The following is a 19,471-nucleotide window of genomic DNA, read 5'->3' on the forward strand; positions in this document are numbered from 1 at the left end:
GTGATGTCTGCCCCATTTCCATTTGGGTTCCCTCTGGCGACGGCGATTTACCTGGCCGTCTACATCGTGACACTCGTTGTTCACGTCCTCTTCATGAACTACGTCCTTGCCGGTTCGAGCTACGTGCTGTTGACGTCGATGACGCGTCGGCCCTCGGAGAGCACGACGGTCTGGCGGAAGTTGCTCGTTGACTGGCTGTCGTTCGCGACGGGCCTCGCGATTACGGCCGGCGTGGCTCCGCTGCTCTTCGTGCAGATCCTGTATCAGAAGCAGTTCTATTCCTCGAACCTGCTGCTCTCGCACCGATGGATGTCGATCCTGCCCGTGCTTCTCGTCTGCTTCTACCTGCTCTATCTCCTGAAGACGAACTGGCTGGCTGCCCGCGGCGCTCTGTGGCGCATCGGTGTCTGCGGTGTGATCTTCGTGGGATTCTCGTTCATTGCGTGGTCCTGGACGGAGAACCACCTGCTCAGTCTCGATCAGGCTGAATGGGCGTCTTTCTATGGCCAGGGAAAGATGCTCTATCGCAACGGCCTCCTGCCGAGCCGGCTGGCGATGTGGTTCATCGGCGCCTTCGCGACTCTCGCCTGCATGCTGATGTGGCAGGTGAAATGGACGCCCGGTCTGTCTGGTGAGGTGACTGGCGCGGCGTGGCGACAACTCGGTTCGATCGCCATGGCGGGCATCGTCCTCGCCGGCGTCGCCTGCGCGATCTTCCTGGCGACGATCCCCGCAGCGACGCGCTCGCATGTGCTGGGCTGGACCGGCGGCCCGTACCTTGCGATCGCCATGCTGGGGGCCGTCTTGCAGCTCGCCGGCTGGTGGAAGCTCGTCCGGGAGCGACGCCCGTCGACGTCCAGCCAGGCCATGATCACGGCCGGATGCGTGGCGACGATCGGCGGGATGGCTGTGATCCGTGAGGTGGTCCGTCTTGCCGCCAGCGATCTCCCCGCGATTGAGGCCCATCATCGCGAGGCATTGAACTCTGGCGGCCTGCTGCTGTTCCTCTTCTTCTTTGCCGCGAACGCCGCGGTGATCATCTGGTGCGGCGTGCAGGTCCGGCGGGCGGTGACGGGCGGCCTGTCACACGAGCCGAATTCGCAGTGACACCAAGCGGCCTGCTCATCGTTTAGTTGAGCAGATGAGCGAAGGAACGGACCGGGCTGGTGCGGGCGCTGGCCGGCGCGGCGGTGCTACGGGCGATCGGTCGATGTGCGGCTCGGGGTGCAGGGCTGCGGACGACGCGCAGCAGGGAGCCGACCAGGTCGATCGCCCCCAGGATCGCGATGCAGGTGAGCGTGATGACGCCCATGATCTGCGCATGGACGACCAGAAGTTGCCACAGTGTCATTCGTCACCTCGCGGACAATCCGATTCGACCTTGTTGAGTTCCAGCCTGAGGATCTGCTGCCGGCCGAGGATGGCCCGGCGATAGTCGCCCCGAGCCTCGAACAACTCGACGACGCGCTCCAGGCAGCAGCGGCAGTGGACCTGCTCGATCTCGTCGTTGGTCAGCTTCGAGACCAGTCCATACGCCTCGTCGGGCCGCTTGCCTTTGAGGAGAAACGTCACGAGCCCCAGCCGGTAGCCGAGGTGATGCGGCTCGAGGGAGAGTGCACGTCGCGCGAGGAATTCGACGATCCGCGGGGGATGTCCGGACCGGGCGGCGTAGTAGCCCATGTCGTAATAGCCCTGGGCGAGGTCGGGATCGCGCTCGGTCGCGCGCCGGGCAGCCGCCAGGGCGAGACGCGGATCATCGGCTGCGTCGAGCCCGGTCGCGATCTGGAGGAGCAGGTCGGGCGACATCCGGGAGTCGGTGATCAGCGGCGACAGAAGCTCGCGGGAGAGGGTGGTGCGGCCAATACGTCCATAGCACTGTCCCAGGCAAACGCTGGCCGCGGGATTCAGCACGACGTACAGGCTGGCCGATTCGAGTGCCGAGACGGCTTCGGGGATTTGGCCGAGGGCGTGGTGAATCAGGCCGCGGAGTTCCCAGGCCCGTCCGTCGTATTGGTTGGCCCGCAGGGCATTTGCGACCAGCCGGGCGGCTCGATCGAAGTGGTTGTGTTCGAACGCACATCGGGCATGATCAAGATTCGCAGTCATTTCGATCTCATTTCGACACTGAGACTCAGTCTCAATATGTTAGCACGGTGAGCACCGACTGCAAGTCAAAACGCCACCGTCAGGGTGGCTCGCGCCGCGAACGCGGTCCGGCCGGCCTGGTCAGCGCCGGGCTCACTCGTCTCAGCTTCACGCGGCGATCATGGGAAATCCGCGAGACCGGCGGCCGGCCTTCAAGACGGGCCGGATCAATGGGCTGCCTGGACGCGACTGTTTCTGAAGTGGCGACTGGAAGCGCTTTTCCGGACCGCGGCGCGGATCACCGGCGCCGCTCGTAGTAGTCGCGGAACGGGTTGAACTTGATGTACGTGATCCGGGCAATGTTCCGGGTGAACACCGGGAGCTCGCGGCACATCCGCCCGATCATCGATTCAAACTTCTTGTAGAAGCCGCTCACTTCCTCATCCGTCATCACTTCGAAGTCTTCGTGATTCCGTCGCAACGGACGGCGAAACGCCGAGCAGTAGATGTTGGTTGTCAGGATGGCCCAGACTTCGTCTTTCGTGTCGAAGCCGTTCGGGTGAGCCGAGCAATCCATCACGCCTGCCATCTGTCGCAGGGAATGCACCATTTCGTGAAACAACGCCTCGTCGCGGCGCAGTCCGACGGGAATGCGGCTGCTTTGGCCATGCGCCTGAGTGTTGTTGAGAAACTCCTGCGGACTGAAGTGGATCACCGAGTCGCTTCCAAGGCGGTTCCCATGAGCGGATTGCCGGCAGAATCGACCCTGACTGCCCCATCCTTGCAGGTGTGGCTTTGTTGTCCTGCGACTTCCGCGGCCAGTCGATCACTGGCCACGGCCTTCGCGTTCTGGCCCCCTTCCGCGTAGGGCCTGATCAACAGGCTTCTGGTGAGGGAGTCGATGAGGGCGACGCCGACGAGGCTGAGCTTCATCGTCATCAGCACCCCGTTGACGTCGTACTCGTAGTTGTCCGAGTGCGGACGGGCGAGAGAGCTTCCGTCGATCGTGATTCGAGGATGCGGCTGGAGCGACATGGGAATGGTCCGAAGCGGTGGATTCGGCCCGCAACGACCGACCTTCGAGAGGCCAATGCTCTCATTGTCGATCGCTGGACGTCGTCGTTGCGTCGAATCGCCGTTTCGGCCGCTTCTTTCCCGTTTACGCCCGGGTTTCCGGGCGTAAATGGCGAACGAATGTGACAGAAGTTTTCTGATGTGAGGCTTCCCGTCGCGTGACATCAGCCGGCAGATCGCCGGTTCGTGGAAGCGGTTCCCCTGCTGTACTCGCCCGGCGAGGAACCTTTACGTGAGATGCATCGACCTGAATTTCTCGATGTGCGCGACGAGTTTCTTGAGTCGATCATCGAGCCATGGTCGGGGGAGTTCGACGAACTCGCCTGAGAACGCCATGACGTGGGAAGGCTTCAGCATGTCGCCGCGGTAAAGACCGCGCTGTCGGAGTTCCTGGATCCTGGCCAGCAGAGCGCGAAGACGACCGTCGCGCCATGGGCGCTGGCAACCACCGAGCGATTCGTCGCTCGCTGACCGACGCCCCACGGGAAAGTCCTCCACATCAGGTTGCTGCGGGCGGAGAGCGAGTCCGCCGCTGATGAGTTCGGCACGCGCCCAATAGGATACCTGCGATTAGTGGCGACATGCCAGATGTGTCGTGACTGCTGGGGGCCGTGGAACCAGGGCCGGGCTTCAGCGACAGCGAGGAAAACCGGACGCCCCTTCGGTTCTGACTCGAAATCCCGACTGACCGGCCGCGTTTTTTGACGCCCGGTTTCGTAGCGGTCTGCCGTCCCGTGTCGTGGTGTGTGCCCGGCTTGAGCCAATCCGCGTCTTGCGTGGGGTTCTCTGACGCATAGAATTTCGTCAGGGCGATTTTTCGCCCAATCTGCACTGATCGGCACGTTCGGTGGAACCTGCACAGTCGGCAGGGTCCATACGGTCTTCGAGACGTTCGCCGGACTTGCCGTTCGGCCCGTGCTCGACGTGGGAAAGTCCGGCCGGACGACCGATGGTAAAGACGGTGAATTGTTGCGCAGGTGATGGATGCATGCGCGGCCCGCCTCTCTCGACTCCGCCCTCGCGGATGACAGGATGCCGGTCAGCCCGTCAGGAGGACCTTTCGCTCCGAGGCCCATCCGGTCCGGAGCAGCACATTTCCACACCATCATGGCCGCCGGCAGTCCGGCGGAACTGACACGTCTGGTTTTCACCGAGGGGCGCGATTCATGTCGAAGAAGTATCTCAGCCTGGACGAAGCCGCGTCGATGCTGGGCATGCCCCGCGAGGAAATTACACGGCTCCGCGAAAAGGGAGACCTTCGCGGGTTCGCCGATCGCGGGACCTGGAAATTCAAGGTCGAGGACATCGAGAATCTCGGCCGCAGCCGACAGGCCGATTCCGACCCTGAAGTCCCGATGATGCTGGACGAGTCGGAATCCGGAGACGCGATCGTCGTCGAAGACGAATTCCCGGATCTCTTTGCCGAACCGGCCGCTCCGGAAGACTCCTCTTCCGACCGGAACTTGCTGAGCAATTCCGACAGCGACGTGCGGCTGATCCTCGATGACGACCTGGCGGACGTCGTGAAAGACGAGCTGGGTGACAGCGACAGCGACGTCAATCTGGTCGGCGACGCCGGCGACAGCGATAGTGACGTGAAGCTGGCCGACGACGCGACGGTCCGCGAAATCTCGATGCCGGACAGCGACAGCGACGTCAAGCTGGCGATGCCTGCGGAAGACGCCATCCAGCTCGACCGCAGCGACAGCGATGTGCAGCTGCTGCCGGACAGCGGTTCGATCGGCCATGCCAGCGACAGCGATGTCGCCATCCTCGGAAGCGACTCGGCTGTTTCGCTCGATTTCGGCGACGCTGCGCGGAACGACTCCGTCCTGCCGGACGACATCGATCTCGGCCCGACCTCCAGCGGAATTCTGTCGAGCGGCAGCGGAATCGGCATTCGTCCGAACGACAGCGGAATCGCTCTCGACGACGATGACGAGGGCATCACCCTGGCGTCGCCCAGCGGCGCCGGGCCGGGGAGCGGCATATCCCTGGCTGACGACAGTGGCATCTCGCTTTCGGCGGCCGACAGCGGAATCTCTCTCTCGGCGGCGGACAGCGGAATTTCGCTCGAGGCCGTTGCGGACAGCGGAATCTCGCTGGAAGACAGCCGCGAATACACTGGCACTGTTCCGATGATGAACGTCGTCGATGACGACGACGAAGACGCCGCGCCGACGACGAAGTTCGAAATGCCGGCGATGGACGACGACAGCGCCTTCGAGATCAAGACGTCCAAGGGCAAGAAGGGGACAAAGAAGGACACGGCCGAAACCGGCGTCCTCGATCTCTCGGACGACGAGGGCTCGCTCGATGACGCCGTCTTCGACGTCGACGAGTCGGCCGACGATTCGTCGGCCGAGCTCGACATGTCGGACGACCTCGTGGAAGACGACGAGGAAGTCGAGGAACTCGACGTGTTCGACGCCGACGAGGCGTTTGAAGGAGACGAAGACGCCGATCTGGAGGCTGCTCCGGTGGGACGCCGGGCGGCGGCAGCGGCGGAGCCGGAATGGCCGACGTGGGTCAACGTCGTGGCCGGACTGGCGACCGTCACCAGTCTGCTCTGCACATTCATTGCGTTCGACCTGGTCCGGTCGATGTGGCTGTGGGGAGATCGTCCTGCAGAACCCGGATTCTTTCTCGGTCTGGTCTCAAAGATGTTCTAGAGTTGGACATCAAGACTGGCGGGTCACGTTTCGACGCGATCCGTCAGTTCTGGCTGGACCGCGGTGACTGACATGCTGGCGGAGGCCGGATTGGCAGGAATGAATCCATGCAGGTATTGATCGCCGGCGATCCAGGCGGCAAATGGCTTCCGTGGCTGTGTGAGTGGGGGTACGACCCCGTCGTCACACGCTCCGCCGACGAGGCGGTCGGAAAGCTGATGGCTTCGACGGGCCCCCTGATTGCGCTCCTGATGCCCGGCCTGTCGACGGTCGATGCCGGGGCCGTGTGTCGCCAGGTGCGGTCCGAAGCAGGCCTCCGTTACGTGTTCGTTATTCGATCGGATGACGACAGCCGCCCGCAGACCATCGCGGAGCTTCTCGAGGCCGGCGCTGACCAGGTGCTTCCCGCGACCGTCTCGCCGCTCGAACTCGAACAGCGAATCGCCGTCGGACGTCGGATCGCCCAGCTGCAGCAGCGCTTCGCCGAAGCCAGCGAGATGCTGCACGTGATGGCGACGACCGACGCCCTCACGGGGCTGCGCAATCGATCGGAAATCCTGCGGGTGCTCGATCGCGAGCTGAACCGCATGCACCGCCACGGCTATACGCTGTCGGTGCTGATGATCGACGTCGACCATTTCAAGAAGATCAACGACCAGTACGGCCATCCTGCCGGGGATGAAGTCCTGCGCCGGATCGGCAATGTCCTGCAGACCGCAATGCGGTCGTACGACGAGATCGGGCGCTACGGCGGCGAAGAGTTCATCGCCATCCTCCCCGAAACCACGCTGCACCAGGCGATCAGCGCGGCCGAGCGAATCCGCGCCTGCGTCGAGCAGGCCGAAGTCCGCTACAACGGCCTGAGGTTCGATCTGTCGATCAGCGTCGGAGCCGTGTCGTCGTTCGGCAAGGAAGACACTCCGGGGGGATTGATCGAGCGGGCCGACATGGCGCTCTACGCCGCAAAGCAGGCGGGGCGGAACTGTGTCTGCGGTTTCCCGAACGAACTGCCCGCGCGGCCGGAAGCGGCGTTCGTGATGGACGCCGGCCACGCCTGATTTCCCGAGGCGCCCGAGGGCGCCCCGGCGGCATCATGCGGCCGCCGTTTCGGCTTCGTCCATCGGCGACGGGTAGCCATAGCGGTCGAAGGCCTGCCGTAGTCGCGCATACACCTTCTGCATCCGCTCGGCGTCCGGCTTGAAGCGGTTTTTCTTGTAGCGCTTCAGCTCGGCCAGTTGCGGCTCGATCTTCTGACGCAGCGCGTCGAATCCGCCGAGGCCGATCTCTCCATAGATCCGCTGGAGATGCATGAGCGGATCCTGCTCGAAGTCTTCAAAACGGACTTCCGAGAGGTTGCCTGCGGGAATGAGGGCTTTGTCGCGCTCGTAGTCGTGGAAGCACTGTTCGTAGAGCTCGAACACCCGCTCATCAATGTCGCCATAGTCCGGCTCGCACATGCCGTTCTCGGCGTACATCGTCCGGCGGAGGTGCGTCGCCGATTTGAATACGGCGTACGGGTTCCGGTAGATGTAGATGAACTTGGCGTCTGGATAGAGCTTCAGCAGGTACGGAATTTTGAAGGTGTGCGAGGGGGATTTCAGCACAACCCGCTTCTGGTATTTCAGCGTGAGCTTGCGGATCAGGTATTCCAGAGAGTCCATCCAGGCCTTCCGCTCGGCGTCGGTGCAGTCAGCCATGTTGTGGAAACGCTGATACTTCTCGACGTTGTCGTGGAAGATGACCTGCAGGTAGCACGATGCGAGCGACAGCACGCACAGGGCGATCTCGTCTTCCTGCGGCATGTTCCAGCCCACAGGCAGGTTGTCCATGGGCCGCGTATCGGGCAGGAATCGCGCCGTTGGCGGGGCGAGCCACGATTCCGTCGACAGGAAGTGGTGCGGATACAGGCACTGGTAGTAGTTGGGGTAGCAGAGCTGCGGGTCGCTGGAGACCAGGTTGTGCAGCATCGTCGTGCCGGAACGCCAGAATCCTAGGACGAAGACGGGCGGCTGTTTCACGTCCGTCGCGCGGATCTTCGAACCGAAGCGGAGTGATTCAATTCCGGCGAACAGCGATGAGAAGGTCGCGGTTCCGGGCATGAGGGCCAGCTTGTACCACCGCGAGAAGTCGATGGGCGGACCCATCGCAAGCAGCTTGAAGGCCTTCGAGATCGTCAGCCCATGCCAGAGGAAAAATGCTCCCTGGGAGGAATGTTTAACCGCCGACTCCGACATGACGTTTTCTCAATTCGCAGGCGAACGATCCGTGCTTCGCAATGCGGAGACCGCAGTTGACGAGACTGGTCCAGGACGCAAGCTGGCCGGCCCGTGAGATGCAGTCACGTGCGTCAATGGACGCAATCTACACAGCCTGCGTCGACCGATTGACCAAAGGCCTTGTCCTGACCATAACTTCCCGCCAGGACTGCGGCGACTTTGCGTTCAAGGCCGCCAGTCTCCCAGATCAATCCGGGCCTTTCAACACCGGGTGCGCCCTTCGAGCAGGATCGTTCGATCGGGCGGGGTCTGGAGGACGTCTCCCGCGTCTGGCGGACCGCGTCGAAATTACGAACGACATTTCAAGAAGGTCGACTCAGGTGAAGCTGAACCATTCGGATCTGCTGGAAGTCCGGAAATCTCCCGGAAAGGGCCGCGGCGTCTTCGCCCGCAAGGACATCAAGAAGGGAACGACCTTCGAAACCGTCCCGCTGATCGTGTTCGACAATGACGAATGCGAAGGGGCCAAGATGGCCACCTACGTCTTCGAGTGGACCAAGAAGACCTCGGCCATCGCGCTCGGCTACGGCTCGCTGTACAACCACAGCTACGAGCCGAACGCCCGCTACTACGACGGAAAGCACGAGACCAAGGAGTTCATGGCGATCCGCGACATCAAGGCGGGCGAAGAAATCACCGTGAACTACAACGGCAATCCGAAAAAGAAGGATAAAGTCGACTTTGCGGTGATCGAAAACTCGAACGGTCACGTTGCCAACGGCAAGCCGCAGGCGACCCGCAAGGTGAAGCGGGCGGTTCCCGTGAAGAACGCCAACGGAAAAGCAACGGCCACGCGGAAGTCGCGTTCGGCGGCGAAGTAGTTGGCTTCAGCGACGAGTCGGCGAATCATGGCGCTCGCGTCGTGATCTCCGCCCACGAAGGACAGGGATGCCATGAGCAGCGAACCGTCGACGTCAGAGCCCGCCGCCGAAGCAGCGCCCTCTCGCTCTTTCCTCGACACGCTGAGGTATGGCGCCTCGCTGCCTGAGCGGCTCGTCCGCAGCGCAGCGGGGCTGACGGCCGGGACGGCCAAGGAACTCGCCGAGTTCCTTGTTCCCCGTTCGTTCCAGGATTCCAAGACGTACGAAGTCGTCGTCCGGAATTCGCTGAACTTCGTCATCGGCAACATCGGCGGCGTCGACTTGCCGGCCGATCCGAACGCACCGGCCCAGGCCGAGAACTACCTGGCCCGCAAGGCTGTCGGCAACTTCATGGATTTCGCAGGACTGGCGACGCTGCACACGTCGCCGCTGTGGGTTCTCGCCATCGTCAGCGACCTCGCGTACGGCACGAAGTCGTACATGCAGGAGCTCGCCCGCGAGCTTCAGGCACAGGGGCTGATCGACGACGCTTCGACCATTCACAAAGTCGACGATCTCCTCGATGCCGTCCAGCGCGCCTCCGGAACGGCTGCCAGCTCGCTCGATCAACCCCCGCTGTCGGTGCAGGAGCTCAGGGCATCCCTCGACCAGACCCGGCTCGCGATCATGCAGGCCGATCCGAGAATTCTCTTTCCGGAGGCGGAGATTGATCGCTTCTGGGGGAACATGAAAAGCCTGGCGAGCCAGGAAGAGGTCAGCCTGCTGGGGGTCTCGGGCGTCGTCGCGATGCAGACCATTTCGACCGTGAAAGCCGTCTCGCAGGGAACATTGACCGGCGTGGTCGTTGCGGGTCAGCTGGTCAACCGGGCAATCTTCTCCCACTACGTCGATTCGCTGGCCCGGATCAATGAGCAGGGGCTGTTTCGAACGCTCGAAAACACCTACGAGCCCTACGTCGAAGCGATCTGGAACAACTTTCACGAGGACAAGCGAACCTGGACGGAATCGCTGCTCGCGTCCGAGACGTATCGTTCAGTCTGGTCGTCGGTCAAACGGTGGGTCGGGCTCGAGAAACCGGCCCCGTTGTCTCAGGCGAGTCCCGATCCGGCCGTCGAGTCGACGCAGGCCGCCGCTCCTGCGAAATCGTGATCCGGGCCGGATCCGGTTCGCTTCGCAGTCGGTCGTCGATTCGCCGCTGACGCCCGGGTTCTCGCCATCGCGTGTGTCAGAGCGGATGCCGTCAGTCGTTCTCACGCCCATCGACGGCCGTCGAGGACGGTAACCCGCGGCATATCCGACCTCTCCTGCGGGCAGACGCAGTGACACGCCCCTCTGCCAATCGGCACGATTCCGTTACTCTCGCTTCCCGGATAGATTCGAGTGGACCAACGCTCAACTGCCGCCCGCCGGGACCGTCATGAACTTTCAGATTCTTGAAGAGAAGGACTCGGTAACGCACGTCGCTGCGCACGGCCGCATCAACGGCATCGACATTGCGCCGCCGGCCGATCCGCTGCGGCACCTGCTCGGCCCGGCAGCCTATCAGCGAAATGTCGTGCTGCATCTGGCGGACGCTGAATACATCGACTCGATGGCGATCGCGTGGCTCGTTTCTTGCAACAAGCGGTTTCGTGAAAGCGGCGGCAAACTCGTCCTGCACTCTCTCCACCCCAGCGTGATGAAGATCCTTCGCCTGCTGAAGCTCGATTCGATCCTCAACATTGCCCCGGATGCGGTGGCGGCGCACAAGGTCGTTCGCGGAGAAGCGTCGTGAGCACCGCCTGGCCGCCCACCGGGCCGCGCGGCGGCCTGCCGACCGCCCCTGGATCTGTCCCGCCGGTAATTCCGCCGCCGCGGTCGCTTTCCGGCGACATGCTCGCGGCGATGCCCCCGGCGCGGGCCTTCACCGAGATTACGGCACTCGCCGTGGAGGTGAATGCCAGCGACCTCTTCTTCCTCACCGAGGAGGCCGCTGTCCGCGTGGCCCTGCGCCGTATGGGCCGGCTGGAAACAATGTTCGCCCTCTCCCTGGAGACTGGGCGGAACATCCTCAACGTGATGAAGGCCGATGCGGGCATCGACCTGGGGGATCGCCGGCGGCCGCACGAAGGACGGTTCATCCAGCAGATCGGCGATCGGGCTGTCGACCTGCGGATCAACATTATCCCCACGCTCCACGGCGAAGACGTCGCCGTCCGGATCCATGACAGCAAGACGGGCCTGCGCACGCTGGAGCAGATCGGTTTTCTGCGCAGTGAACTCGTGCGGATGCAGTCGATCCTCGACAACCGCAGTGGGCTGGTGCTTGTCACCGGCGCGACCGCGACCGGCAAGACGACATCGCTGTATGCGTGCCTGCAGTATCTCAACAACGGCACGCGAAAGATCAACACTCTCGAAGATCCGGTGGAGTATGTCCTCCCCGGTCTGCGGCAGTCTCAGGTCCATGCCAAGATCGGGCTCGATTTCCCTGAACTGCTGAGGAACATCCTCCGGCAGTCGCCCGATGTGATCATGGTCGGCGAGATCCGCGACGAAGAAACCGCCGCGACCGCGGTTCGCGCCGCCAACAGCGGCACGCTCGTCCTGTCCACGCTGCATGCGCCGATTGCGGCCGGCGCGGTTCAGAGCATGCTGGCGCTGAACGTGAATCGCTACTTCCTCTCGAACTGCCTGCTGGCGGTTGTCGCGCAGCGACTCGTGAGGACGCTCTGCCCAGACTGCCGGGTTCCCTACGACATCACCGAATCTCCCGGCACGTTCGCCGACATCCGGCCCCTGCTCGAACAAGGGCAGGGAGACTACATCTTCGGTCACGGCGCCTGTGCCCGTTGCCAGTACCAGGGATTCAGTGGACGCACGGCGATCCTGGAGTTCATGACGTTCAACCGCCGGATGCGGGAACTCGTCTCCCAGGGTTCGTCGGCGGAAGATCTGCAGCAGGCCGCGATCGAAAACGGCATGATCGAATTCAAGCGTGCCGCCATGGTCAAAGTCGCCCAGGGCATCACCACGACCGAAGAAATCCTGAGAGAAATGCCGGCCGAACAGCTTGGGCTGGAAATCTAGGCTGCCCGGATATTCAACCTGCCCTCCGCGCTGGCGAAAACTTCCCGGCTCGATGTCCGAATCTCGCTGTGGCATGCTGCGCAACCAACCTCTTAACTGAAGGTGACGGCCCAGAGCCCCGTCAGGTATGCAGAAGACTCTGCCTGATGCGCAACCCCTCCCGTCAGGGTGGAGAGTTCGTTCTTTGGCAACGCAAACAGGGGGTGATCAGCCCCGCGAGAGGAGGTGAAAGACCACTCCAAAGCTCGTCACACATGTCACAGGTCCAGAACTCCAATGTTTTAGACGGTTTTCCGCTGTCACAGGTCGTCACAGATCGTCACAGGTCTCCCTCCGCGGGACCGGCCTCCGCGACAGCGAATGTCCACGCGCCCTGATGCGGCCGCGGCGGGGCTTTGGACTCCGTCATCTTTCAGGGGCGTCTTTGAAGGTCGCCTGCCTGTGCCTGCTGCGGCCGGTGGTTGCAATTGCGACCGAGTTGGCCATTCTGGAGGGGTTCTCCGTCCTGCGGCTCTGCGCACTGATTGACCATGAGTTCTCGAATTGCGTTCTGGTTGCTGACGTTGGTGGTCGTGGGTTGCAGGCCTGCGTTTGCGGAGGAGCCCAGCGCCGTTGGTCCAGTGATGAAACTGCTCCGCAGCGGTCGCGTCCCCGAAGCTAGGCTTCCAGCGATCGTCGAAATCGTCGGCAGTCGGGGCAATGAACACGATCTCGAGTTCGTGTTCACCAAGGCCGTGAGTCCGGACTGGCCTGTCCCGCTTCGCGAGAAATCGTTCGGACTGCTGCTCGATGCAGCTCGCACGCGAAAAGTCGTGCCAGCCGGGGACCTTGCCCCGATCACCGGCGTCATCAGCGATGGGGGATCGGCCAACCTGCAGCTGGCTGCGATCCGGTTTGCGGGAGCGGCGCGCGTCAATCCGGCCGCGGACGCACTGGATCGATTGCTCGGGGAGCAGAACCTGAAACCGGAAGTGCAGGCCGCCGCGCTCGATGCGGTGGTCGCCATTCGCGGACGCGACGCGCTTCCCGTGATCCAGAAGGTTCTGGCCAGCGATGCGCCGATGACTGTCCGCGGGCCGGCACTGGCTGCACTGGCGGAGACCGATGTGGAGTCGGCGGCCAATGCGGCCACAGCGCTGTTCGGCCAGATGAAGCCGACCGACGACGCCGGCGTGATCGTCGATGCCTTCCTGGCTCGTAAGAACGGCTCGAAGGTGCTTGCCGAGGCCGTCGCCCGGACGCCGCCGGCAGCCGACATCGCCAAGCTCGCCCTGCGTCACATCTACGCGGTTGGCCGGAGCGACGACGAACTCGTTTCCACGCTCGGCAAGGCGGCCGGCATCAACGACGACCCGGCCCCGGTGACGCCGGAACTCATTGCCGGTGTGGTGGCTGAAGTCGAAAAGTCGGGCAATGCGGCCCGCGGGGAGCAGGTCTTTCGTCGTGCGGATCTGAGCTGCATGAAATGCCACGCGGTCAGCGCCGGCGGCGGACAGGTGGGCCCCGACCTCAGTGCGGTGGGCACGATTTCCCCACTCGATTTCCTCGCGACTTCGGTGCTGAATCCTGACCAGGCGATCAAGGAGGCCTACATCAGCCGCGTGGTTGCGACTGTCGATGGTCGCGTGCTGCAGGGAATCGTCGTCGATCGGAATGCGGAGAGGCTGGTGTTGAAGGACGCGACCGGCGCCGTCCACACAATTGCGATCGACGACATCGATGACGAAGTCGAAGGCAAATCGCTGATGCCCAAGGGACTCGTCAAATTCATGACGCGGCAGGAACTGGTCGACCTGGTCAAGTTCCTGTCGCAGCTCGGCCGCCCCGGTGAATACGCCATCCGTTCGACTCCACGGTTCCAGCGGTATCGCGTGCTGGCCCGGCTGCCCGAGTCGATCGGGGAGAATGTGCCCAACGACGAGCAGTTTGAGGCGGAAATCGCACGCTCGACCGACTGGGCTCCGTTCTATGGTCGCGTCGATGGCGGTGTGCCGCTGGATGAAGCGCAGAAAGCGGCTGGAGGACCCGTGATCTACCTGGCCGGCGACTTCGATGTCCGCGCCACTGGCGAGTTGCAGCTGAAATTGACGACTGGAGGGCCAGTCAACGTGTGGCTCGACGACGATTCGCTCGATGATGTCACCGCTCCGTTCTCCGTCGAGCCGGGCCGGCATCGAATCACGATCCGGATCGACCTGCGGAAATGGCCTTCGCTGGTGATGCCGATGATGGAACTGGCCCGTCCCGAAGGTTCCAGGGTGGAGTTCCAGGTCGTCGATGGTGCGTGAGCGTGATCGTTTTCTGAACGCGGTGGTGAATTCGGGATCGGGCCGTGCCAATGGGCCGCATTGGCTGTTAAGATCGGAATCCGTCCTCGGAAGGTCATGATCCAGCGGCGCGTTTTCAGGCGGAGCGCGGCGGCGGTTGGGAACACCTGGTTGAAGCGCGATGGCAACACCGATCGCCCTGGCATGGGGCAGCGTCAGCGTCACGGGGAATTACCGTGAAAACAATGAGGACCGCTGCTTTGTCGAACCGCAGGGGCGATTCTTCCTGGTGGCCGACGGGATGGGCGGGCAGAGCGCCGGAGAGAAGGCGAGCGAGCTGGCAATCGACCTGGTGAAAGAACGTCTGGCGAAGTTCGACTTCGAGAAGGCCGATGCCGCCCGCGCGACGGCCGCCATTGATGCCGCAGTCGGCCACGCCAACACCGAAATCATGGCGCTGGGCGAACTGGAAGCCCGCTATCGCAGCATGGGGACGACGATTGCGTATGTCGTCCACGGCAAGCCCGGACTGATTGTCGGAAACGTGGGGGACAGCCGGGTCTACCGGCTGCGAAACGGCCAGCTCGACCGGCTGACGAAGGATCATTCGCTGACCCAGGCGCTCGTCGATGCGGGAACGATCTCGCCCGAAGAGGCCCTGACACATCGCTACAAGAACGTTCTCTACAAGTATCTGGGGGCCAAGGAAGGGAGCCAGGGAACAGAGGCCCGGGTCATTCCCCCGCACTCTGGAGACCGCTACCTCATCTGTTCCGACGGCGTGACCGACGGCCTCAGCGACTCGTCGCTGGTTCCTCTTCTCGCTGCGGACGGAAATCCGCAGCAGATGGCGGAGCGGATTGTTGAAGCGGCCCTTGGCGGCGGCTCGCGGGACAATGTGACCTGCGTCGTGATCCACGTCCGCTGAAACGCGAACCGTACGGCGCGACGGCTGTCTTCAAAATATGACCCCCACCAGCCACTCCTCCAAATCCTCAGTCGAGGAAATCCGGCGACGCTTCGATCAGGACGTCGAGCGTTTTTCCAATCTCGACACGGGGCAGTCGGCGACCGTGGACGCGCGGATCGCCATGGATCTTGTCGCCCAGACCGCGGCCCGAACCACTCCCGCCGCCCGGCACGTGCTCGATATCGGCTGCGGCGCCGGCAATTATTCGTTGCGGCTGCTCCAGGAACTGCCGGGACTGGACGTCACGTTGCTCGATCTCAGCCGGCCGATGCTCGATAGGGCGGTTGAGAGGGTGAGCGCGGCGACGCCGGGACGCGTCACTCCGGTCATGGGGGACATTCGCGAGGTTGAGCTTGGAACGCAGCAGTTCGATATCGTGCTCGCGGCGGCTGTGCTGCATCATCTGCGGACCGATGCCGAGTGGGACTTCGTTTTCACAAAAGTTCATGAGGCGCTGAGGCCGGGAGGTTCGTTCTGGATCTTTGACCTGGTCGACTCGGCGAGCCCGGCGGTCCAGGCCGTCATGCGCGATCGCTATTCGGATTACCTCATCGCCTTCAAGGGAGCCGAGTATCGCGATCACGTCTTCGCGTATATCGAGGCGGAGGACAGTCCCAGATCGGTGGTCGATCAGCTCGACCGCCTGCGGAGGTGCGGCTTTGTGGCGCTCGATGTGCTGCACAAGAACAGCTGTTTCGCGGCCTTCGGAGGGATGAAGCCCGCGTCTTGAGAGAGAGGTGCAGGTGGTCAGCCCTGCTCTTCGGCAGAGATGATGGAAACGCCTGTTGTGAAGGGATTTTCGGCGTTGTTGACACTCCCCGGAAGCGGGCGTAGCATCGGTTTCGGCGTCGTGATTCAGTGGATGCGCTATCCTGTGCTGAGTGTGGCGCCTCCTCATCCGTTCCTGTTCCGGGACGCCCTGAATCCAGTCTCTGGCCCCATCGCGGAATGTCTGACGCCGACGCGCCCCGTCCTCCTGTTGCGACGCCGCCCGCTCGCCAGGCCAGACGTGCGCATCCCGCCATGAAAGTGACGCTCTATGAACGCGTCAGCTCTGCGTTGATGGCGGCTATGCTCGGCGTTGGCGCGATCCTGTTTGCCTCGGTCACCTACTGGTTGGCGCATCGACCGCCGCCGGATCTGAAAGTCGTGCCGCTTGAGATCATTCAGCTGGAGCCGGAAATCGATTTCGGCGGCTCGCTGGAAGGCGTTGTCGGGGGAACGGCTGAAGTCGACTCGGGAATGGATGGCGGCGGAGGAGGAGGGGAGTCGGCCGGCAGCGATGTCCCGACTCTCGAGGCGACGTTGACGACGGTGACTTCGGTCGCCGGTGCAGCCGCCCAGCAGACGACCGCTGCGTACCTCGATGCTGCGACTCCGAGTTCGAACACGCAGGGGACCGGATCGGGAGGATCGGGAACCGGCGTTGGCGGAGGCCGGCCGCCGCTGGGATTCGGTTCCGGCAAAGGAGGAGGCGTGCCGCGCGAGCTGCGCTGGTTCGTCAGCTTTGCCGACGACAACTCGCTCGATGAGTACGCCAAACAGCTGGACGCCTTCGGGATTGAACTCGGCGTTCTACAGCCGGATGGCCGTCTGATCTACGTGTCGGATCTGAGCAAACCGTCGCCCGTTCAGCGCACGGCGGTTTCCGGTAAGGATGAAAAGCGGTTGTATTTCACCTGGCAGGGTGGCGACCGTCAGCAGGCCGACCTGAAACTGTTCCAGAAGGCCGGGCTCACGGTCGGCAAGGGGACGATCTACCACTTCTATCCTCCCCGGCTGGAAGAGGTGCTTGCCACACTGGAATTCAACTATGCGAAACGGAAGGCGAAGGAGATTCGCCGCACTTACTTTGTTGTGGAGAAGCAGGGCGGAGCCTACGGGTTCAAGGTGACCCGGCAGACGACGCTGTTGTGAGTTCGAAGAATCTGATGTCGCCACCAGGCCGATCCCGCTTGCTGCGGGCTCAAGGCCACGATGGCTGAGGGACTAACGCATGAATGTCATCCTGCATTTCACAGAACCTGCGATTTACGGCGTTCAGATCCTCGCCGGACTCTACGGAACCTTCCTGGTCATCCTGCTGATCCGCACGATCCGGCAGAAGAAATTCGCTACCAGCGAACAGGCCGACCAGTTTCTCGATGAAGTCCGTGAGAAGCTCTACCAGAAAGACTTCGACGGAATCGCCGAGATCTGCGACTCGCCGGAATACTGGGGGAAGACGACGGCCCAGCTGGTGCTCGTCGCGGTGGCGAATCGCGACCGCGGCCCGGCGAAGGTCCGTCAGCTGGTCGCCGACAAGTTCGAGCGCGGCGTGCTGACCGACCTGCGTCACAAGCACGCCTGGGTGGCGACGGTCTGCCGGGCCGCACCGCTGCTGGGGCTGCTGGGAACCGTGACGTCGATGGTGCTCGCCTTCGCCCGGCTGGGATCGGGCGGCAAGGAAGGCATCGACCCGGGCAAGCTCGCCGGCGACCTTTCGCTCGCCCTCCAGGCCACCATGCTCGGGCTGTGGATCGCCGTTCCAATGACCCTCTTCGGGGCCATGATTGGGGTGCGCATCGGCCGCCTGCAGGACTCCGTCCAGGACCAGATGGGCGAGTTCCTTCACGACCTGGAAGTCGTGATGCGGAGCCCTGATCAGCATCGGGCGGCCTGAACGGGGCACACCCCGGTTCGTCCGGTCCGGTGCGTGAAGAATGTCGTTTGTGAAAGGGAAGAATCATGTCAGGCGGAGGCGGCCCGACTCTCGACAATCAACCCGACGATGAGCTCGATCTCACGCCGATGATTGATATGTCGTTCATGCTGCTGGCGTTCTTCGTCGTCTCCTCCAGCATGGAGGCAGGATCGCCGCTGAAACTGCCGAACGCTGATTCCGGCGATCGCATGGACATCAAACGCACCTCCGTCGTCACGGTCTTCAACTCGCCGCAGGCGCCTGAGATCTTCCTGTCCGACGGCACGCGCACGAATGGGCCGGTCACCCTTGCGGAAGTGACGTCGTTCGCCCGCGAATCGGCCGACCAGGGAAAGTCGACCATCGTGATCAAGGCCGATCGCGAAACACCCTCCGGTTTCGTGGAAGAAGTCGCGCGAGCCGCAGGTGAGGTCGAAGGGATCAAGGAGTTCTTCGTCGGGGTGAGGGACAATATCTGAAGTGGTGAGTCCCGGCTTCCTGGGGGGAGATCGGGGAAGGGATGGTTGGCCCGGCTTTCAACGAGACTCAGAGGCCGGGCTCTTTCGCGGGTGACAAGTTGCCGATTCAGTTTCGCTGCACCACGTGCAATCAGCTGCTGAGCATCAGCCGCAAGAAAGCGGGGGTGGAGATTCTCTGCCCCAAGTGCACGACTCTGACGCGCGTTCCACAACTGGATAGCACGGGCGACGTGGCCCCTCCTGCCCAGGCGGAAGTCACTCGTCCGGAGACATCTGCTCCTCCGAAGGCGGCCCCTCTGAAAGAGGTCGCGAAGTCCGCTCCGGTTGTTGCACCTGAAGAACAGAAGGCCCCTCGGCGGGAAGCCATCGAGACGCCGCCTGTTCCTGCACCGCCAGTTCTTCCGCCACCGGTGGTCGAGGCGATTCCGCGTGCTCCAGAGCCCGCACCTGAGGAGTCGGCCTGGGAGAATGCGGGCCAGGAGGACGAGTTCGAAGAGTTCCGGCCGCCGGAAGTGGAAGATGACGCCGCCGCGTTTCTCCACGCCGCCCATGGAGGCCTGAGCAGTCCGGTTCCTCCGCTCGCCTACAATCCGTGGGTCGACATCGATCACGACGAAGACGAATTTCATCCGACGCAGCGGCAGCATCCCCCCAAGGACGAGCTGGACATGACGTCGCTGGTTGACGTCACCTTCCTGCTGCTCGTCTTCTTCATGATCACGGCGTCATTCACCGTTCAGAAGTTTCTGCAGATCGCGTCGCCCGAATCGGACGACAACGCCGCCGCCGCCACGGCCGTCGTCTCGAACGACGATATCGTCGGGGAATCCGTGGTGGTCGCCGTCGACGCGGAAGACCGGATTGTTGTGGATGACAAGCCGGTGGGAGGCCTGGCGGAACTCAAGGATCTCTTCATCCAGAAACGTCGCGATGAAGGGAAGAGCGACGTCCTGATCGAAGCCGTTTACCAGGCCACGCATGGCACCGTTGTCGCGGTGACCGACATGGCGATGCAGGCGGAAATGCGGCACGTCCGCCGGGCGTCGCGTCGCGACGCAGACAACTGAGTGCGGAC

The 19,471-nt window shown here is 63.0% G+C and carries 20 protein-coding genes; 14 read left to right on the top strand and 6 right to left on the bottom strand.

Annotated features, from left to right (window positions below; translation table 11 throughout):
* Nucleotides 1-3: 3 nt before the first annotated feature.
* Nucleotides 4-1,107 carry a hypothetical protein gene (locus tag Pan44_RS13860; protein WP_145030629.1) on the top strand — a complete coding sequence of 368 codons (1,104 nt, stop codon included), beginning with the start codon at nucleotides 4-6 and terminating at the stop codon, nucleotides 1,105-1,107.
* Between the two features lie 22 nt (nucleotides 1,108-1,129).
* Here Pan44_RS13860 and Pan44_RS13865 read toward each other — a convergent pair whose 3' ends face one another.
* The 5 genes from Pan44_RS13865 to Pan44_RS27910 form a co-directional block, all read right to left on the bottom strand.
* Nucleotides 1,130-1,351 (bottom strand): hypothetical protein, encoded by a 222-nt coding sequence (locus Pan44_RS13865; RefSeq protein WP_145030630.1) that lies wholly within the window; start codon nucleotides 1,349-1,351, stop codon nucleotides 1,130-1,132.
* Nucleotides 1,348-2,106, bottom strand: a complete 759-nt coding sequence (locus Pan44_RS13870) for a tetratricopeptide repeat protein (RefSeq protein WP_145030631.1) — start codon at nucleotides 2,104-2,106, stop codon at nucleotides 1,348-1,350. The genes Pan44_RS13865 and Pan44_RS13870 overlap by 4 nt, the downstream gene beginning before the upstream one ends.
* Before the next feature lie 277 nt (nucleotides 2,107-2,383).
* On the bottom strand, nucleotides 2,384-2,800 hold the full coding sequence (locus Pan44_RS13875; protein WP_197453313.1) for a hypothetical protein: 417 nt from the start codon (nucleotides 2,798-2,800) through the stop codon (nucleotides 2,384-2,386).
* Nucleotides 2,797-3,120, bottom strand: a complete 324-nt coding sequence (locus Pan44_RS13880; RefSeq protein WP_145030633.1) for a hypothetical protein — start codon at nucleotides 3,118-3,120, stop codon at nucleotides 2,797-2,799. Before Pan44_RS13880 ends, Pan44_RS13875 begins: the two co-directional genes overlap by 4 nt.
* A 267-nt stretch (nucleotides 3,121-3,387) precedes the next feature.
* Complete coding sequence (locus Pan44_RS27910; RefSeq protein ID WP_145030634.1) at nucleotides 3,388-3,642, bottom strand: hypothetical protein; 255 nt, start codon at nucleotides 3,640-3,642, stop codon at nucleotides 3,388-3,390.
* A 683-nt stretch (nucleotides 3,643-4,325) separates the two neighbouring features.
* Here Pan44_RS27910 and Pan44_RS13890 point away from each other — a divergent pair.
* Both Pan44_RS13890 and Pan44_RS13895 read left to right on the top strand, forming a co-directional pair.
* On the top strand, nucleotides 4,326-5,831 hold the full coding sequence (locus Pan44_RS13890; protein WP_145030635.1) for a helix-turn-helix domain-containing protein: 1,506 nt from the start codon (nucleotides 4,326-4,328) through the stop codon (nucleotides 5,829-5,831).
* A gap of 107 nt (nucleotides 5,832-5,938) precedes the next feature.
* Nucleotides 5,939-6,889, top strand: coding sequence for a diguanylate cyclase (locus Pan44_RS13895; protein ID WP_145030636.1), 951 nt, complete (start codon nucleotides 5,939-5,941; stop codon nucleotides 6,887-6,889).
* Between the two features lie 33 nt (nucleotides 6,890-6,922).
* On the opposite strand, the gene Pan44_RS13900 is transcribed toward Pan44_RS13895, so the two are convergent.
* The gene (locus tag Pan44_RS13900; protein ID WP_145030637.1) at nucleotides 6,923-8,065 is read right to left on the bottom strand and encodes a sulfotransferase family protein; all 1,143 of its coding nucleotides are present in this window, start codon (nucleotides 8,063-8,065) and stop codon (nucleotides 6,923-6,925) included.
* A 362-nt stretch (nucleotides 8,066-8,427) separates the two neighbouring features.
* Here Pan44_RS13900 and Pan44_RS13905 point away from each other — a divergent pair, with 362 nt between their 5' ends.
* The 11 genes from Pan44_RS13905 to Pan44_RS13955 all read left to right on the top strand — a co-directional run bounded on the left by Pan44_RS13905 (nucleotide 8,428) and on the right by Pan44_RS13955 (nucleotide 19,463).
* Nucleotides 8,428-8,928 carry an SET domain-containing protein gene (locus Pan44_RS13905; protein ID WP_197453314.1) on the top strand — a complete coding sequence of 167 codons (501 nt, stop codon included), beginning with the start codon at nucleotides 8,428-8,430 and terminating at the stop codon, nucleotides 8,926-8,928.
* A 72-nt stretch (nucleotides 8,929-9,000) separates the two neighbouring features.
* Nucleotides 9,001-10,077: a hypothetical protein gene (locus Pan44_RS13910; protein WP_145030638.1), complete on the top strand. Its 1,077-nt coding sequence runs from the start codon at nucleotides 9,001-9,003 to the stop codon at nucleotides 10,075-10,077.
* Between the two features lie 268 nt (nucleotides 10,078-10,345).
* Complete coding sequence (locus Pan44_RS13915; RefSeq protein ID WP_145030639.1) at nucleotides 10,346-10,702, top strand: STAS domain-containing protein; 357 nt, start codon at nucleotides 10,346-10,348, stop codon at nucleotides 10,700-10,702.
* A complete protein-coding gene (locus Pan44_RS13920; RefSeq protein ID WP_231754046.1) occupies nucleotides 10,699-11,997 on the top strand; it encodes a GspE/PulE family protein in 1,299 nt (432 codons plus the stop codon). Before Pan44_RS13915 ends, Pan44_RS13920 begins: the two co-directional genes overlap by 4 nt.
* A gap of 530 nt (nucleotides 11,998-12,527) precedes the next feature.
* The gene (locus tag Pan44_RS13925; RefSeq protein ID WP_145030640.1) at nucleotides 12,528-14,285 is read left to right on the top strand and encodes a c-type cytochrome; all 1,758 of its coding nucleotides are present in this window, start codon (nucleotides 12,528-12,530) and stop codon (nucleotides 14,283-14,285) included.
* Nucleotides 14,286-14,445: 160 nt separating this feature from the next.
* Nucleotides 14,446-15,192 carry a PP2C family protein-serine/threonine phosphatase gene (locus Pan44_RS13930; RefSeq protein ID WP_145030641.1) on the top strand — a complete coding sequence of 249 codons (747 nt, stop codon included), beginning with the start codon at nucleotides 14,446-14,448 and terminating at the stop codon, nucleotides 15,190-15,192.
* Nucleotides 15,193-15,229: 37 nt separating this feature from the next.
* The gene (locus Pan44_RS13935; protein ID WP_145030642.1) at nucleotides 15,230-15,964 is read left to right on the top strand and encodes a class I SAM-dependent methyltransferase; all 735 of its coding nucleotides are present in this window, start codon (nucleotides 15,230-15,232) and stop codon (nucleotides 15,962-15,964) included.
* A gap of 218 nt (nucleotides 15,965-16,182) precedes the next feature.
* Nucleotides 16,183-17,151 carry a hypothetical protein gene (locus Pan44_RS13940; RefSeq protein WP_145030643.1) on the top strand — a complete coding sequence of 323 codons (969 nt, stop codon included), beginning with the start codon at nucleotides 16,183-16,185 and terminating at the stop codon, nucleotides 17,149-17,151.
* A gap of 79 nt (nucleotides 17,152-17,230) precedes the next feature.
* Nucleotides 17,231-17,896 (top strand): MotA/TolQ/ExbB proton channel family protein, encoded by a 666-nt coding sequence (locus Pan44_RS13945; protein WP_145030644.1) that lies wholly within the window; start codon nucleotides 17,231-17,233, stop codon nucleotides 17,894-17,896.
* A gap of 65 nt (nucleotides 17,897-17,961) precedes the next feature.
* On the top strand, nucleotides 17,962-18,396 hold the full coding sequence (locus Pan44_RS13950) for an ExbD/TolR family protein (RefSeq protein ID WP_145030645.1): 435 nt from the start codon (nucleotides 17,962-17,964) through the stop codon (nucleotides 18,394-18,396).
* Nucleotides 18,397-18,494: 98 nt separating this feature from the next.
* Nucleotides 18,495-19,463, top strand: a complete 969-nt coding sequence (locus Pan44_RS13955; RefSeq protein ID WP_197453316.1) for an ExbD/TolR family protein — start codon at nucleotides 18,495-18,497, stop codon at nucleotides 19,461-19,463.
* The last annotated feature ends 8 nt before the right edge of the window (nucleotides 19,464-19,471 follow it).

Origin of the sequence: Caulifigura coniformis (assembly GCF_007745175.1) — a bacterium.
GTDB lineage: Bacteria > Planctomycetota > Planctomycetia > Planctomycetales > Planctomycetaceae > Caulifigura > Caulifigura coniformis.